Here is a 14,246-nt window from a genome sequence, read left to right on the forward strand (position 1 = left end):
TTAGTCCGTTTAGCAACCTATCTATTTTTAGGGCTGTCATCGCAGCCCACTTTTTACAAAAGGTGTTTATGATGAAACGATATTTTTCTCTTCCTATTCAAAAGGGATTTACTTTAATTGAGTTAATGATTGTTGTTGCTATTGTAGCTATTTTAGCGACTGTCGCCATTCCTTCTTATCAAAATTATACTAAAAAAGCTGCTATAGCTGAATTATTACAGGCGGCAGCACCTTATCGTGCTGAAGTTGAGCTATGTATTTATAATACTAATAGTATAGATTCTTGTAATGCAGGCAGCCATGGCATTACTGTAGAGGTTAATACAGCTAAAAAATATTTAAAGTCATTAAATGTAAAATCTGGTGTGATCACCTTGACCGGACAAAATAGTTTGGCTGGTGTTACTTATAAATTGACACCCAAGGGTAGTGCTGCTCAGGGGATAACTTGGCAGTCGGATTGTGGTGAACATGTTGCCTTGTTTCCAGCAGGGCTTTGCTCATAATGCAAATAAATATGTCTTCCTCATTGCGTATAGTAACGATAAATGGAGAGTCGATTGAAATTCCTCAACATTTGTGGCAAAGAAATCAGCAACAGCAAAATATATTACTGCGCTATTTTGCCTTACCGTTACAAGAAGATGAAAAAACACTTTGGCTGGGGCTCGATTCACTGACGAATTTATCTGCTTGTGAAACTTTTTCTTTTTTATCTAATAAAGTGGTAGAACCAATTTTATTAACAACCCAAGAGTTAAAAAATGCATTACAACAACTATTACCGACAGACTTACATATAGAGGAAGCTCCACAGATTTGTTATTCCACCGAAAAACAAATAGAGATGGATACCACATTAGATGAGCCAATCATTCATTTACTCAATCAGATTTTTGAGCGAGCATTACAGCAAAAAGCCTCAGATATTCATTTTGAACCGCAAGCACATTTATTACAGCTACGTTTTCGTATAGATGGAGTATTGCAGTTACAATCTCCTTTAGCGCTATCGTTGGCAAGTAGATTGATTACTCGTTTAAAATTACTGGCTAAATTAGATATCAGTGAGACTCGCTTGCCTCAAGATGGGCGCTTTCAATTTAAGACGGCATTTTCGGACATTCTTGATTTCCGTCTTTCGACATTGGCAACGCATTGGGGAGAAAAAGTTGTATTGCGCTTACAATATAATAAGCCAGTGACTCTTACTTTTTCTGCTTTAGGCATGAGTGAGCTTCAACAACAGTCTTTTCAAAAAGCGTTAAAACAGCCACAAGGATTGATTTTAGTTACTGGGCCAACAGGAAGTGGTAAAAGCATATCGCTTTACACTGCTCTAACTTGGTTAAATAGCACAGAAAAACACATTTTAAGTGCAGAGGACCCAATTGAAATTGAGCTAGAAGGAATCATTCAAACTCAAATTAATCCTCAAATAGGACTTGATTTTAGTCGCTTATTACGTGCTTTTTTACGCCAAGATCCTGATATTATAATGTTAGGTGAAATTCGTGATGAAGACACTGCGGCGATAGCATTACGAGCCGCTCAAACAGGCCATTTAGTCCTTTCTACATTACATACCAATGATGCTCAGTCAGCTCTTTCTCGGTTACAACAACTTGGTATTCAGCAACATGAAATTGATCATTCTTTATTGCTTGTTATTGCACAACGATTAGTACGTAAATGTTGTGTGAAATGTATTAGAAAGACGCAGAATGATTGTGGTTGTTATCAAGGTTATGCTGGGCGGATTGGTGTATATCAATTTCTACAAAAAGATCAGTCAGGAAAGTTTGTATTGGATTTTAATAGCTTAAAAGAAAGCGCTATAGAAAAAGTTCGCTTGGGTATTACTGATGAAAAAGAAGTTCAACGTGTTTTGGGAGATTGAATGAGTAAGTTGAAACTATTTCGTTGGCGTGGTGTTAATCGGTTACAGCAAACACAGAAAGGAATGATTATTGCTCAAACGGAGAAATTGGCTAAGCAGCGATTGATATCTCGTGGCTTTAAGCAACTTAGATTACAACAAGATTGGCAATTTTCAACTAAACCGAAGAGTAGTGAAATATGTGATTTCTGGGCACAGCTTGCTTTTCTTCTTCAATCGACAATACCATTAAAAGCAAGTTTACAGATAGTGCAACAAAATTGTACTAATATCCAATTAACTCAATGGTTAATGAGTTTATTGACAAGTTTGGATAATGGCTATTCATTTTCAGTTGCGTTACAGTCTGTAGAGCAGTATGTAACAGCGCAAGAACAACAATTGATTTATATTGCTGAAATGACAGGAAAATTACCACAGATATGTCAACAAATTGCGGAACAACGTAAGCAAGTGTTGAGTTTACAGTATCGAATACAAAAAATTTTATTTTATCCCATCATTGTCTTGGGTATTTCTTTGATTTTAACAGCATTATTATTGTTATTTATTGTGCCACAGTTCGCTGAGCTTTATGAAAATCAACCCTTACCCGTTTTTACCTCTCTATTACTATATTTATCAGCTGGCTTGCAAATGTATTTTTTCCAAATAATACTGATATTGAGTTTATTTATCCTATTGATTCGTTCACAATTAAAGCATTCTCTCTGGCTGAATCGACAAAAAATAAAATTAATTCGATTAATCCCATATTTAAGTCGACTCGTTCAGCTTAATCGATTAGTTTATTTTTGCCGTAATTTACATCTTATGTTGTCATCTGGTCTTCCTTTAACTCAAGCACTAAATTGCTTTGTGCCACAGCAGAAGAGTTGGCAGCCAAAGTTAACATTACAATATGATTTTGTGTTAGTAAGTGAAGTTAAGTCAATTTTGAAACAAATTTCATCTGGAAGTACTTTTTCTGAATCGGTCAGTTTTAATGTATTCCCTGATTCAGCACAGCAGATGTTACAAATTGGCGAGAAAAGTGGGAAATTTATTGATATTTTGCAGTATCTTGCTGATAACTACCAACTTAAATTAGAACATCAAATAGATTTAGTGGCTCAGACGCTAGAACCTTTACTGATGTTAATCATTGGTGGGTTAATCGGGTTGATTATGCTTGGTATGTATTTACCCATCTTTAATATGGGAGCAGTTATTCAATGAGTTTGTTGGTTTTTATTTTGATGGGGAGTGTAGTCGGATTGGTTGTTCATTATTATGTATCACACTTTATATATTGGGTTAGTCAAGACGTGTATCAAGCATATCGTGCGATGTTTGAACCCAAAATGCCAGAAATTATGCAACAGTCAGCTGCGCCATCTGTAATAAAGTGCGGTCATTTTTCTGTTTTTTTTATCTGTTTTTCTGTTTTATTTATTACTTGTTATTATGTCTTTGATACGCCATATAAAGCATTGTTTCTTGCCTTTTATATGAGTTTATTAATTTGTATTTCATTAATAGATTGGTATTACCAACTTATTTCATTACCATCATGTCAGATATTGTTTGTTTTGGGTATTGGAGCTGCTTGGACGAATATAAGCCCTATTACACTTGAGCAAAGTCTACAAAGTGCATTCATTGGTTTTGTCGTATTTTATGTGATTTATCTATTAGCGAGATGGATTTATAGAAAGGAAGCCTTAGGGAGAGGGGATTATTGGTTAATGTTAGGGCTGAGTACTGTATTAGATTGGTCTCAATTGCCTTTGTTTGTTTTGATGGCTTGTTGTTTTGCTATAGGATATGTATTTTGGGCGAAACTTTATCAACAAGTATATTACCAGCTTCCCTTTGCGCCTTTTCTTTGTATAGCAAATATCTTCATAATATTGCTTAATTGGTAAAGCGAAAGTATGATCAGTTTGTTTTAATCAGACGAAGGTAAATAGATGACTTATATTGTTGGCCTCACTGGTGGAATTGGAAGTGGTAAAACTACCGTTGCGAATTTATTCCTTGAACTAGGTGTGCCTGTTATTGATGCAGATAATGTAGCAAGACAAGTGGTAAAAAAAGGGACACTATTATTGGCACAGATTGTGGCACATTTTGGTGAACAAATTTTACTTGATAATGGTGAGTTAGATCGTGCGAAATTGCGAGAGCTTATTTTCCAGCAACCAGAAGAGAAAATATGGTTAAATAACTTATTGCATCCCCCTATCAGGGAAGAAATGTTGAGGCAGCTTCATGCACAAACTTATCCTTATGTGCTTTGGGTTGTACCTTTATTAATCGAAAATCATTTGACGAGACTATGTCAACGTGTGTTAGTTATTGATGTCAAACTCGAAACTCAATTACAACGAGCTACGCAACGTGATGGCAACCAGATTGAACTGATTCAACAAATTATTAATGCACAAGTCGATCGTTCAACTCGTCTAAGTTTTGCTGATGATGTGATTAATAATGATGGGGACTTGTCGCAAACATTCGTCACGCTAAAGCAAAAAGTGTTAGAATTACACCACCAATATTTAGCGTTAGCTAACGCGGAAAGAAAATAAAAGCAGTGAGAAAACCATGTCAGAAATTTTTAGTGTGCCCTGTCCCATTTGTCAAAAAGCAGTGGAGTGGTCAGAAAAAAATCTATATCGCCCTTTTTGTAGTAAACGTTGCCAATTGATTGATTTAGGTGAATGGGCAGCAGAAGAAAAGGCGATCCCTTGTGAGACAGCAGATTTCGCGATGAGTGAAGAACATGAAGATTGGGGAGTTCATTAATGCAAGTTCAGCATCAACAAACTAATAATGAAGGTGAGTTTTTCCTCTTAGATGATATGGGTAATAAAGTTGCGCAACTTACTTATTTTTTTGTAGATGAGAAAACCATCAACGCAAATCATACTTATGTTTCACCAATATTACGTGGGCAAGGTATCGCCGAACAGTTATACCAAACACTTGTTAATTTTGTTCATCAAAATAAGCTCCATCTTATACCAACATGTAGCTATATAGTAAAGAAATGGCAACGTGATAATCGGTAATTCTTTTTAAGGCAGTTATTGAACTGCCTTTCGATATTCTTAATAAAGCATAAGATTCTTGTTTTTTATATTCTATCTGCTAAAATTCAGCTCACTTTTTTTGAAAAAATCAACAAAAGTAAGTTCGGATGAAGGTAGCTGGAGAGTAGGGAATTGACCCTACGCCGACGAGGTAAAATCTTTCAGGCGCTGATAATAAGCAGGGACTGTTACTGGACGAACCCTTGGAGAGAGCCGTTAAATTACAAACATAAAACGGCCGCCGAAGGCGCAAAAAGAGCGGTGAGCTTTTCTCCGTTTTTTCAAACGCTCAGGCAAAAGGACAGGGGCAACAAGACTATTCGGTTTGATGTTTTACACACACTTTTTGTGTGTCATTCTATTTTAACTCTTCCGCAAAATGCTTTTGCCTCCTTGTAATTGGTTATTTTTTACGAGGAACATTTCAATGACATTAGAATCAATTTTATCATCTATCAACAGCTTTGTTTGGGGACCGCCTTTATTGATTTTACTTTCAGGCACAGGGCTGTATTTAACTTTTCGTTTAGGTTTTATCCAATTTATTCATTTGCCACGAGCATTATCTTATTTATTCAAAACAGAAAAAGGTATGGGTAAAAAAGGTGACGTGTCTTCTTTTGCTGCACTATGTACTGCATTAGCCGCAACCATTGGTACTGGGAATATTGTTGGTGTGGCGACTGCTGTTCAAGCAGGTGGACCTGGCGCGGTATTTTGGATGTGGCTAGTGGCATTATTAGGTATGGCAACAAAGTATGCCGAGTGTTTACTTGCAGTAAAATACCGAGTACGTGATAAGCAAGGTTTTATGGCTGGTGGACCGATGTATTATATTGAACGTGGCTTGGGAATTAAATGGCTGGCAAAATTGTTTGCACTTTTTGGTATTTTAGTGGCCTTCTTTGGGATAGGAACTTTTCCGCAGGTCAATGCAATTACACATGCAATGCAAGATACATTCAGTGTACCTATTCCATTGACAGCGTCGATTATTACTGCACTTGTTGCATTAATTATTCTCGGTGGAGTGAGACGTATTGCTGTTGTCTCTTCATATATTGTTCCTTTTATGGCAGTGCTTTATGTAGCTACATCTTTGATTATTTTATTAATTAATTGGCAATTAGTGCCACAAGCGATAGGATTAATCATTTACAGTGCCTTTGAACCCAGTGCAGCATTAGGCGGTGCTTTAGGTTTTACCGTGATGAAAGCGATTCAGTCAGGTGTCGCACGCGGAATTTTTTCTAATGAATCAGGTTTGGGAAGTGCACCAATTGCCGCGGCGGCGGCACAAACTAAAGAACCAGTACGTCAAGGTTTGATTTCGATGACAGGGACTTTTTTGGATACCATTATCGTGTGCTCAATGACTGGAATCGTACTAGTGATTACAGGAGCATGGCAATCGGCGGATATAGCGGGAGCAGCGTTAACAAACCATGCATTTACTGAAGGTTTGAACTCTAATCTAGGCGGGACTGTCGTAACTGTTGGCTTATTGTTTTTTGCCTTCACTACGATTTTAGGTTGGTGTTACTATGGTGAACGTTGTTTTGTTTATCTCGTTGGTATTCGTGGTATTAAGTTCTATCGCTTTATGTTTATTGTATTAGTCGGTTGTGGTGCTTTTATTCATCTCGATTTAATTTGGATTCTGGCAGATATTGTGAATGGATTAATGGCATTTCCAAATTTAATTGCGTTAATTGGGCTACGTCATGTTATTGTTGATGAAACAAGAGATTATTTTGAGCGCTTAAAAATGAATAAAGCAGATGAAAATACAGTGAGTTAATTTTTTAATTGTTTGAAATTTAAACGAAAATATAGAGGGGGTACCAATATGATATCCCCCCAATCATAGCAACTTTCAGTTAATAATCTAGTATTAAATGATAATTTTTCTATCTAGATCATACTTTTTAACTTTTCCAGAAAAATTCAATAAAAAGACTTGAAAACTGATGATAAGGGGACTATGTTGTAACTAAGGATTATTAATCACAAGGGACAGAAAGTCCCCTTTTCAACAGAGAGGTAAATGCTATGACTCTAAATATCACAAGCAAACAAATGGAAATCACCCCTGCAATCCGTGCTCATGTCGAAGATAGACTCGCTAAATTAGGAAAATGGCAAACTCAATTAATTAATCCCCATTTTATTTTAAATAAAATCCCCAAAGGCTTCTCGGTTGAGGCATCCATTGGTACGCCATTAGGTGACTTGTTTGCAAAAGCAGAGTCAGATGATATGTATAAAGCTGTCAATGAAGTTGAAGAAAAGTTAGAGCGTCAATTAAATAAATTACAACATAAAGGTGAAGCTCGCCGTGCTGATGAACGTTTAAAAGACTCTTTTTAAACCAAATTGAAATATGAAACTGCATCGAAAGATGCAGTTTTTTTATGTCTATTTTTCTTTTTTAGCCTCTCGGGTGATAGCGTTGATGTAAATGTTTTAAACGTTCTTTAGCAACATGCGTATAAATTTGAGTCGTAGAGAGATCGCTATGTCCTAGTAGCATTTGTACTACACGCAAGTCTGCACCATGATTGACTAAATGAGTAGCAAATGCATGACGAAGTACATGAGGCGATAAGCTATCCAGATCAATCTCTGCAAGTAATGCATAATGTTTAATCCGATGCCAAAATGTTTGACGAGTCATTTGTACTGCTCTTTTGCTTGGAAAAATGACATCTGAGCTTTGTCCATTTAGTAAAAAGGGACGACCATAAAGCATAAATTGTTTGATCCAATAAGTTGCCTCTTCTCCGATAGGTACGATACGTTCTTTATTTCCCTTACCAATAACACGCACGATACCTTGATTAATATCGATATTCTCGATAGTGAGTGAAACTAACTCTGTCACACGTAATCCCGTTGCATATAATAGTTCCATCATTGCTTTGTCTCGTAACTCTAATGGAATTTCTACATCAGGCGAATTTAATAGATTAGTGACTTGTTGTTCAGTTAAATACTTAGGTAAGCGAGTCGGCAATTTTGGCGAGCTTAATACTGAACTTGGGTCGTCGATACGATATTTTTCTCTGTACAAATATTGAAATAATTTACGTATTGCGCTTAATAGACGAGCTGTACTAGTGGCTTTGTAACCTTGTGTTAAACGCTCGCCTAAAAAGGTTTGCAAATCTATTGCATCTAAATTTAATAGCGTTAAGTGATGTTTCTCTAACCATTGCGATAACGCAGTCAGGTCTAAGCGATAAGATTGTACTGTATTTTCAGATAAGTTTTTTTCTATCCACACTTCATTCAGAAAAAGTTCAATTAACGCACTATCTTTCATTATTAGCACCTTTTAAGTAGAAATGCATCAACTTTACGTGGAATGGCAAATAAAGCAAGAGCAGCAAAGCCCATCATAACTAGAAAAGATGTGGCTGGAGAAATCGGGTATAACAAACCTGACAGAGCTGTAAGAAGTGCGACAGCACCACAACCTGAGATACCATTGTATAAGCCTTGCAGCTTAGCAATGTGTGAAATAGGTTGTGTAGTGAAATAACGAATGATGGCATAGTGACTGACAGCATAAGTGAGACTATGTAAAGTTTGAGTGAGTGCTAATGACGTTATTTCTTCAGCAACACTGAGTGCACCCCAACGTATGACTGTGGCAATAGCTGATAAATAAAATAATGAGCTAACTTTCCACGTGCGGAAGAGTTTTGTTGAGAAAAAAAATAGCAGCATTTCTGCGATCACACTCAATCCCCATAATAAGCTTGTTGTTTGTACAGAAATACCCAAACTCGTCCAATATAAGACGCTATAAGCATAGTAGGCAGCGTGTGATCCTTGAATTAATGAGATTGCAATGAGTAAACGTAGCGTCGTTCTGTTTTGTAGTAAGTATTTAAAACTAACTTGATTTTCTACTGCACTTTGTTGATCTTCAGGCATAGGTGTTGGTGTTGTCATCTGCATTGTCGCATAAGCAATTAGTAGTGCGGTTAAAATCCACACAATACTGCTTTCTCCTAATATGCCAATAATATAACCAAATATCACAACACCAACGACAAAAGCAAGAGAGCCTATTAGTCGAGCTTTGCCATAGTCTAAGTGGATTTGTTGTTGCCACACACTAGCAAGCGTATCATTGAGTGGCATCCCCGCCGCGTTGAACATAGAAAATAATGCAATTGCAATAAATAATAGCCAAAAACTTTCTGCAATAAAGCTCATTATGAATACAATGACGCAACTTACCCAAGCTAGATAGCGTAGAGCGTGAATAAGTTGAGACGCTTTTTTGACAACGCTTGAGAAAAAAATTCCACCAATAAAACGGAAAACATAAGAACTGGCGATAACTAAACCGATCAATTCTTCTCCATAGGATTGGGACTTTAACCAAACAGGAAAGAAAGGTACAAACACACCATAAGCACAAAAATAACCGAAAAAGCTTAAAGCAAGCCAGTGAAATGCTGAAATTTTCATTAAAACAATTTTTCCATTTGTTGAGAGCGTTCAACACAAGCCTGCATAGCTTGTTGAACAGTTTGTTGTAAATCTTGTTGATTGAATATAGCTAGTGCCGCAGCAGTTGTACCTCCTTTAGAAGTGACATTTTCACGCAAGGTTGAAATGGCAAGTTCTGGGTTTTCTACGACCATTTTTGCCGCACCTAATGCAGATTGTTGGACGAGTAAACGTGCTGTGGTTTCATCTAAATTCATTGATACTAGGGCTTTTTGCATTGCCTCCATAAATAAGAAAAAATAGGCAGGGCTACTTCCTGAACCTGCTGTAACGGTATGCATGTCCTCTTCGTGTTCTACCCAACATGTTTTACCTACAGCGGCTAATAAATCTTGTGCAAAATGCTTTAGTTCTGTAGGTAAGTTAGCAGGTGCAAATAGACCAGACATACCTGCTGATACGAGTGCTGGTGTATTAGGCATTACTCGAATAATGTGCTGAGCAGAAGGTAAAAGCTGACTTAATCTTGTTTGGGAGATACCTGCTGCAATTGATATCACTAATTTATCAGTAAAATCAACTGAACTGAAACTATGGCAAACTTCTGCAAGTACTTGAGGTTTCACAGCAAGGAATATCACCTCTGATTTTTTAACTGCACGTTGATTACTGATATCGTTGCTTTCAACTACTTGAATACCTTTTTGTGCAAATCGATTTAATTTATCAATATTTGGATCGCAGACTGTAATGTTTGTTGCAGGATAGCCTTGTTTGAGTAAGCCAAAAATTATAGCTTGTGCCATATTTCCGCCGCCAATAAAGCAAATAGATTTAGTTTGCATATTTTGTCTCGAACTACGTTACAATATAAAAAATTTGGTCGAGAATACGACCTACAAATTGTCTATTCTACCTGAAAAAAATAAGGAACAAACTATGTTTTGGTTTAAAAACGCCATGATTTATCGTTTAACTAAAGAGTTGGACTGGTCAGTAGAGCTACTACAAACACAATTACAGTCATGTGAATATCATCCTTGTCAGCAATCTGATATGAGTAAATTTGGTTGGACAAACCCATTGCGAGATAGTGAACTATTGTATTTTTCAGTTGGAAAACAAATATTGTTAGTGGCTCACAAAGAAGAAAAAATATTACCTGCTCAGGTAGTCAATGCTGAACTGGAACAACGCATAACTCAATTAGAACAGAAAGAAAATCGCAAATTAAAGAAAGTGGAAAAACAAACTCTGAAAGATGATGTTATTGCTGGATTATTGCCACGTGCATTTAGTAAAAATCAACATACGGCCTTATGGATCGATACAGAAAATCATTTGATTTATATCGATGCAGCATCAAGTAAACGAGCAGAAGACGCATTGGCACTTTTACGTAAATCACTCGGTTCTTTGCCAGTGATACCTTTAACTTTTGCAAATGAACCGAGTTTGGTTATGACGGATTGGATCCGTAACGATAACACGCCACAATGGTTAATCGCTTTAGAAGAAGCTGAGTTAATGGGGAGTAGTGATACAGGAATTATTCGTTGTAAACAACAAAATTTAGATTCAGAAGAAATCCAATCACTCTTAACTGCAGGTAAAGTAGTGACTAAATTATCACTCTCTTGGGAGGAAAATATTAGTTTTGTGTTAAATGAAGATTGTTCTTTAAAGCGTTTAAAATTTGCTGATCAGGTTCGTGAGAAAAATGATGATATTTTAAAAGAAGATTATACACAACGTTTTGATGCTGATTTTGTTTTGATGACAGCTGTATTAAGTAAATTGATCGCAAATTTACTTGATGATTTTGGTGGTGAAAAAGAGCGGTTATAAAGTTAATTTTTACAAAGAAAGAAAAAGCCTGTGATGCCACAGGCTTTTTCTATATAAGGATTGTTAATTATTTTTTATAAATATAGCTACCATCAGCTTGACGAATAAATCTTGCGCCATTTTCTAAGCGAAGTTCAGCAACACGTCCTTGACTATTTACTGATACTTGTACTTTATCTCCTGGTTTAAAGCTACTTAGGGCATTACCTGCACCAGTAGCTTTAGTCATTGCATTAACATCAGCAATATTTAAATTATGGTTACGAAAGACTTGCATTAGACTTACTCCTTGTGGAATAGTAAGCGTCTTACCTTTACTCACTTTAGCTGGTTCAGCATCAACAACTGGTGCCATTTTCTTTTCAGTTTTTATTTTTTCAAGTGGTTTCGTTTTTTCTACAGGCTTAGTTTGCTCCACAACTTTTGCCTTTTCTAGAGTTTTTGCTTTTTCAATAATCTGTGTTTTTTCAACAACTTTTACTGGCTCAGCTGGCTGTTTTACAGGTTGTGGTTTTTCTGCAGCAATTTGCTCAGTTTTAGGTTGAGCCATGTCTGTTGGCGGCAAAGTCGTAGGAGGTACTACTATCCCTGAGTCTGATGACGTTGATACTGTTTCTGATACGCTATCATTTTTAATGCGCTCAACTGGCATTGTTGTTGGCTCGTTTGGATGTTGTGGTTTGTTTAAATCATCCAAAATAGAGCTTTCAAGTGCTTGTTGTTTGTCTAGGGGTTGGAATTGAATCGGTACAGAATTTGTATTTTGTTGCTCAAATGATTGCACTGTTTCTGAGTTTGGTTTTAAAGCAAAGAAAATAATCAGTAATAAGATTAACACGAGCAATGTGACGAATAAACGGCGATGTTGCTGTGGTAATACTTGTAACATTGGCCAAGTTTCTGGTTTTTTCCAATTTATTTTTGTTGCGGTAGAGGAAGAAATAGGTGTCGCATCAAGGGACTCATGCGACACATCTGCTGTTTTCTCTAGGTTATCGTCGCTTATTTCGCTTGTAACTGACTCACTGAATGTTGGTTCTTTACGAGTATTCAATTGAGATTCTAATTGCTCTTTTTTAGCAAATAACCCTTTCGCTTTGTCAAAAATGGAAGGTTCTGGTTTAATCACTTTTTTAGGTGTAATTGGCTCAACTTGGTTAAACTCTAAATCCAACTCATTTTGTGTTGGACTATGCTCAACCTCTGGCTTTTGTTTTTCTGAATCCACGATAGTACCTCAATTCTAAATAGCTTAACTTATATACACTTTCAAGTGCGGTCAAAATTTGGCTTATTCTAAAGGATATTTACTGATTTTCCTATGCTGTATAAAGGGTTTTATTTGGTTCTTTCGCAATTTCACGAGCTAGTTTCGGTACCAAATAACCTGAAGTGATGCTTTGTAATTCTTTGTAAATTTTTACTGCTTGTTTATCGTCAAGATAAAAATGGCTTGCCCCTTCGACTTTATCTAACAAATGTAAATAATAAGGCAAAATATTGGCAGTAAATAATTTATCTCCTAATTGCTTTAAAATATGTGCATTGTCGTTGATACCTTTAAGTAATACAGCTTGATTTAATAAGACAACACCAACTTTTTTCAGTTTATCCATCGCCTGTATTAATTGTTGATCGATTTCATTAGGATGATTGATATGTGTCACCATAACGCTTTGTAAACGACTAGTTGCTAATATTGTACAGAGTTCATCTGTCACGCGTTGTGGAATCACAACAGGTAGGCGAGTATGGATACGTAAGCGTTGTAAGTGCGGTATGTTTTCCAAATTTTTGATTAACCAAACTAATTCATGATCCTTTGCCATTAAAGGATCGCCACCAGAAAAAATGACTTCTTCAATTTCTGGGTGTGCAGAAATATAGTCTAAGGCTTTTTGCCAATTTGTTTTGTTACCTTTGTTATCCGCGTAAGGGAAATGACGACGGAAACAATATCGACAATTTACAGCACAACCACCTTTGACCATCAATAGCAAACGGTTGTGATATTTATGCAAAACGCTAGGAACAACAGCGTTTTGTTCTTCAAGGGGATCTGGTGTAAAGCCTTCCGCTTGTAGAAACTCATCATTGGCAGTCATGACTTGTAAGAAAAGAGGATCTTGAGGATTGCCGCTTTCCATCTTAGCGACAAAGGGCAATGGCACTCGCATGGGGAATAAGCGACGTGCTTCAATATCTTTTTCAAAAGCAGTAATGGGTAAATTAAGTACTTTTAATAAAATTTTTGGATCAGAAATAGCATTTGCGAGATGATCTGTCCAACTTTGTTCTTCTCTAATTACTATATTTTGAGTTAAAATGTGCACTTTTAAAAACAATCTCTTTATAACTTGAGGATAATATGGCTACATATACTACCAGTGATTTCAAACCAGGTCTAAAATTTATGCAAGATGGCGAGCCTTGTGTGATCGTTGAAAATGAATTTGTTAAACCTGGAAAAGGTCAAGCATTTACACGTACACGTATCCGTAAATTAATTTCTGGCAAAGTATTGGATGTGAACTTCAAATCGGGTACTTCAGTTGAAGCTGCTGATGTAATGGATTTAAACTTAACTTATTCATACAAAGATGATGCATTCTGGTATTTTATGCACCCAGAAACATTTGAGCAATATTCAGCAGATGCAAAAGCAGTAGGTGATGCAGAAAAATGGTTATTAGACCAAGCAGATTGTATCGTTACATTATGGAATGGTTCCCCAATTTCCATTACACCACCAAACTTTGTTGAGTTAGAAATCGTAGATACTGATCCTGGTTTAAAAGGTGATACTGCGGGTACAGGTGGTAAGCCTGCGACATTAAGCACTGGTGCTGTTGTTAAAGTGCCTTTATTCGTTCAAATTGGTGAAGTTATCAAGGTCGATACTCGCTCTGGTGAATATGTTTCACGCGTGAAATAAGTCCTTTTTTAGTTTTATA

The 14,246-nt window shown here is 36.5% G+C and carries 16 protein-coding genes and 1 riboswitch; of the genes, 11 read left to right on the forward strand and 5 right to left on the reverse strand.

The genetic code is table 11. The annotated features are described in order from the left end of the window. The first annotated feature begins 71 nt into the window (after positions 1 to 71). From ppdD to raiA, 9 genes are all read left to right on the forward strand, one after another. Entirely contained in the window at positions 72 to 506 is a 435-nt protein-coding gene (ppdD, locus tag DYE19_RS01375; RefSeq protein ID WP_115322359.1) for a prepilin peptidase-dependent pilin, read from the forward strand. Positions 507 to 517: 11 nt separating this feature from the next. Continuing rightward, positions 518 to 1,900 carry a GspE/PulE family protein gene (locus DYE19_RS01380; RefSeq protein WP_115322360.1) on the forward strand — a complete coding sequence of 461 codons (1,383 nt, stop codon included), beginning with the start codon at positions 518 to 520 and terminating at the stop codon, positions 1,898 to 1,900. Then, entirely contained in the window at positions 1,901 to 3,118 is a 1,218-nt protein-coding gene (locus tag DYE19_RS01385; protein ID WP_115322361.1) for a type II secretion system F family protein, read from the forward strand. Continuing rightward, on the forward strand, positions 3,115 to 3,807 hold the full coding sequence (locus tag DYE19_RS01390; protein ID WP_115322362.1) for a prepilin peptidase: 693 nt from the start codon (positions 3,115 to 3,117) through the stop codon (positions 3,805 to 3,807). The genes DYE19_RS01385 and DYE19_RS01390 overlap by 4 nt, the downstream gene beginning before the upstream one ends. A gap of 45 nt (positions 3,808 to 3,852) precedes the next feature. Continuing rightward, positions 3,853 to 4,473, forward strand: coding sequence for a dephospho-CoA kinase (gene coaE, locus DYE19_RS01395; protein ID WP_115322363.1), 621 nt, complete (start codon positions 3,853 to 3,855; stop codon positions 4,471 to 4,473). 16 nt (positions 4,474 to 4,489) lie between these two features. Continuing rightward, positions 4,490 to 4,690: a DNA gyrase inhibitor YacG gene (gene yacG, locus DYE19_RS01400; protein ID WP_115322364.1), complete on the forward strand. Its 201-nt coding sequence runs from the start codon at positions 4,490 to 4,492 to the stop codon at positions 4,688 to 4,690. Further along, the gene (locus DYE19_RS01405) at positions 4,690 to 4,956 is read left to right on the forward strand and encodes a GNAT family N-acetyltransferase (protein WP_115322365.1); all 267 of its coding nucleotides are present in this window, start codon (positions 4,690 to 4,692) and stop codon (positions 4,954 to 4,956) included. The genes yacG and DYE19_RS01405 overlap by 1 nt, the downstream gene beginning before the upstream one ends. A gap of 214 nt (positions 4,957 to 5,170) precedes the next feature. Then, a riboswitch (glycine riboswitch) is annotated at positions 5,171 to 5,292 on the forward strand. A gap of 112 nt (positions 5,293 to 5,404) precedes the next feature. Next, positions 5,405 to 6,778, forward strand: coding sequence for an alanine/glycine:cation symporter family protein (locus DYE19_RS01410; RefSeq protein WP_115322366.1), 1,374 nt, complete (start codon positions 5,405 to 5,407; stop codon positions 6,776 to 6,778). 251 nt (positions 6,779 to 7,029) lie between these two features. Next, the gene (raiA, locus tag DYE19_RS01415; RefSeq protein ID WP_049216463.1) at positions 7,030 to 7,347 is read left to right on the forward strand and encodes a ribosome-associated translation inhibitor RaiA; all 318 of its coding nucleotides are present in this window, start codon (positions 7,030 to 7,032) and stop codon (positions 7,345 to 7,347) included. Between the two features lie 61 nt (positions 7,348 to 7,408). On the opposite strand, the gene xerD is transcribed toward raiA, so the two are convergent. From xerD to proC, 3 genes are read right to left on the reverse strand one after another with little or no spacing between them, the layout of a single operon-like run. Further along, the gene (gene xerD / locus DYE19_RS01420; protein WP_115322367.1) at positions 7,409 to 8,302 is read right to left on the reverse strand and encodes a site-specific tyrosine recombinase XerD; all 894 of its coding nucleotides are present in this window, start codon (positions 8,300 to 8,302) and stop codon (positions 7,409 to 7,411) included. Positions 8,303 to 8,304: 2 nt separating this feature from the next. Continuing rightward, complete coding sequence (locus DYE19_RS01425) at positions 8,305 to 9,462, reverse strand: 3-phenylpropionate MFS transporter (protein WP_049216461.1); 1,158 nt, start codon at positions 9,460 to 9,462, stop codon at positions 8,305 to 8,307. Continuing rightward, positions 9,462 to 10,289, reverse strand: a complete 828-nt coding sequence (proC, locus tag DYE19_RS01430) for a pyrroline-5-carboxylate reductase (protein WP_115322368.1) — start codon at positions 10,287 to 10,289, stop codon at positions 9,462 to 9,464. Before proC ends, DYE19_RS01425 begins: the two co-directional genes overlap by 1 nt. Before the next feature lie 94 nt (positions 10,290 to 10,383). Between proC and rdgC the strand changes: the two genes are divergently transcribed. After that, a complete protein-coding gene (rdgC, locus tag DYE19_RS01435) occupies positions 10,384 to 11,292 on the forward strand; it encodes a recombination-associated protein RdgC (RefSeq protein WP_115322369.1) in 909 nt (302 codons plus the stop codon). A gap of 67 nt (positions 11,293 to 11,359) precedes the next feature. On the opposite strand, the gene DYE19_RS01440 is transcribed toward rdgC, so the two are convergent. Together DYE19_RS01440 and epmB are read right to left on the reverse strand one after the other, a co-directional pair. Beyond that, positions 11,360 to 12,520 carry a LysM-like peptidoglycan-binding domain-containing protein gene (locus DYE19_RS01440; RefSeq protein WP_115322370.1) on the reverse strand — a complete coding sequence of 387 codons (1,161 nt, stop codon included), beginning with the start codon at positions 12,518 to 12,520 and terminating at the stop codon, positions 11,360 to 11,362. Positions 12,521 to 12,611: 91 nt separating this feature from the next. Next, positions 12,612 to 13,625 carry an EF-P beta-lysylation protein EpmB gene (gene epmB, locus DYE19_RS01445; protein WP_115322371.1) on the reverse strand — a complete coding sequence of 338 codons (1,014 nt, stop codon included), beginning with the start codon at positions 13,623 to 13,625 and terminating at the stop codon, positions 12,612 to 12,614. A 35-nt stretch (positions 13,626 to 13,660) separates the two neighbouring features. Between epmB and efp the strand changes: the two genes are divergently transcribed. Continuing rightward, the gene (gene efp / locus DYE19_RS01450) at positions 13,661 to 14,227 is read left to right on the forward strand and encodes an elongation factor P (protein WP_049216457.1); all 567 of its coding nucleotides are present in this window, start codon (positions 13,661 to 13,663) and stop codon (positions 14,225 to 14,227) included. Positions 14,228 to 14,246 lie beyond the last annotated feature (19 nt).

This window comes from Pasteurella canis, assembly GCF_900454865.1.
Lineage (GTDB): Bacteria > Pseudomonadota > Gammaproteobacteria > Enterobacterales > Pasteurellaceae > Pasteurella > Pasteurella canis.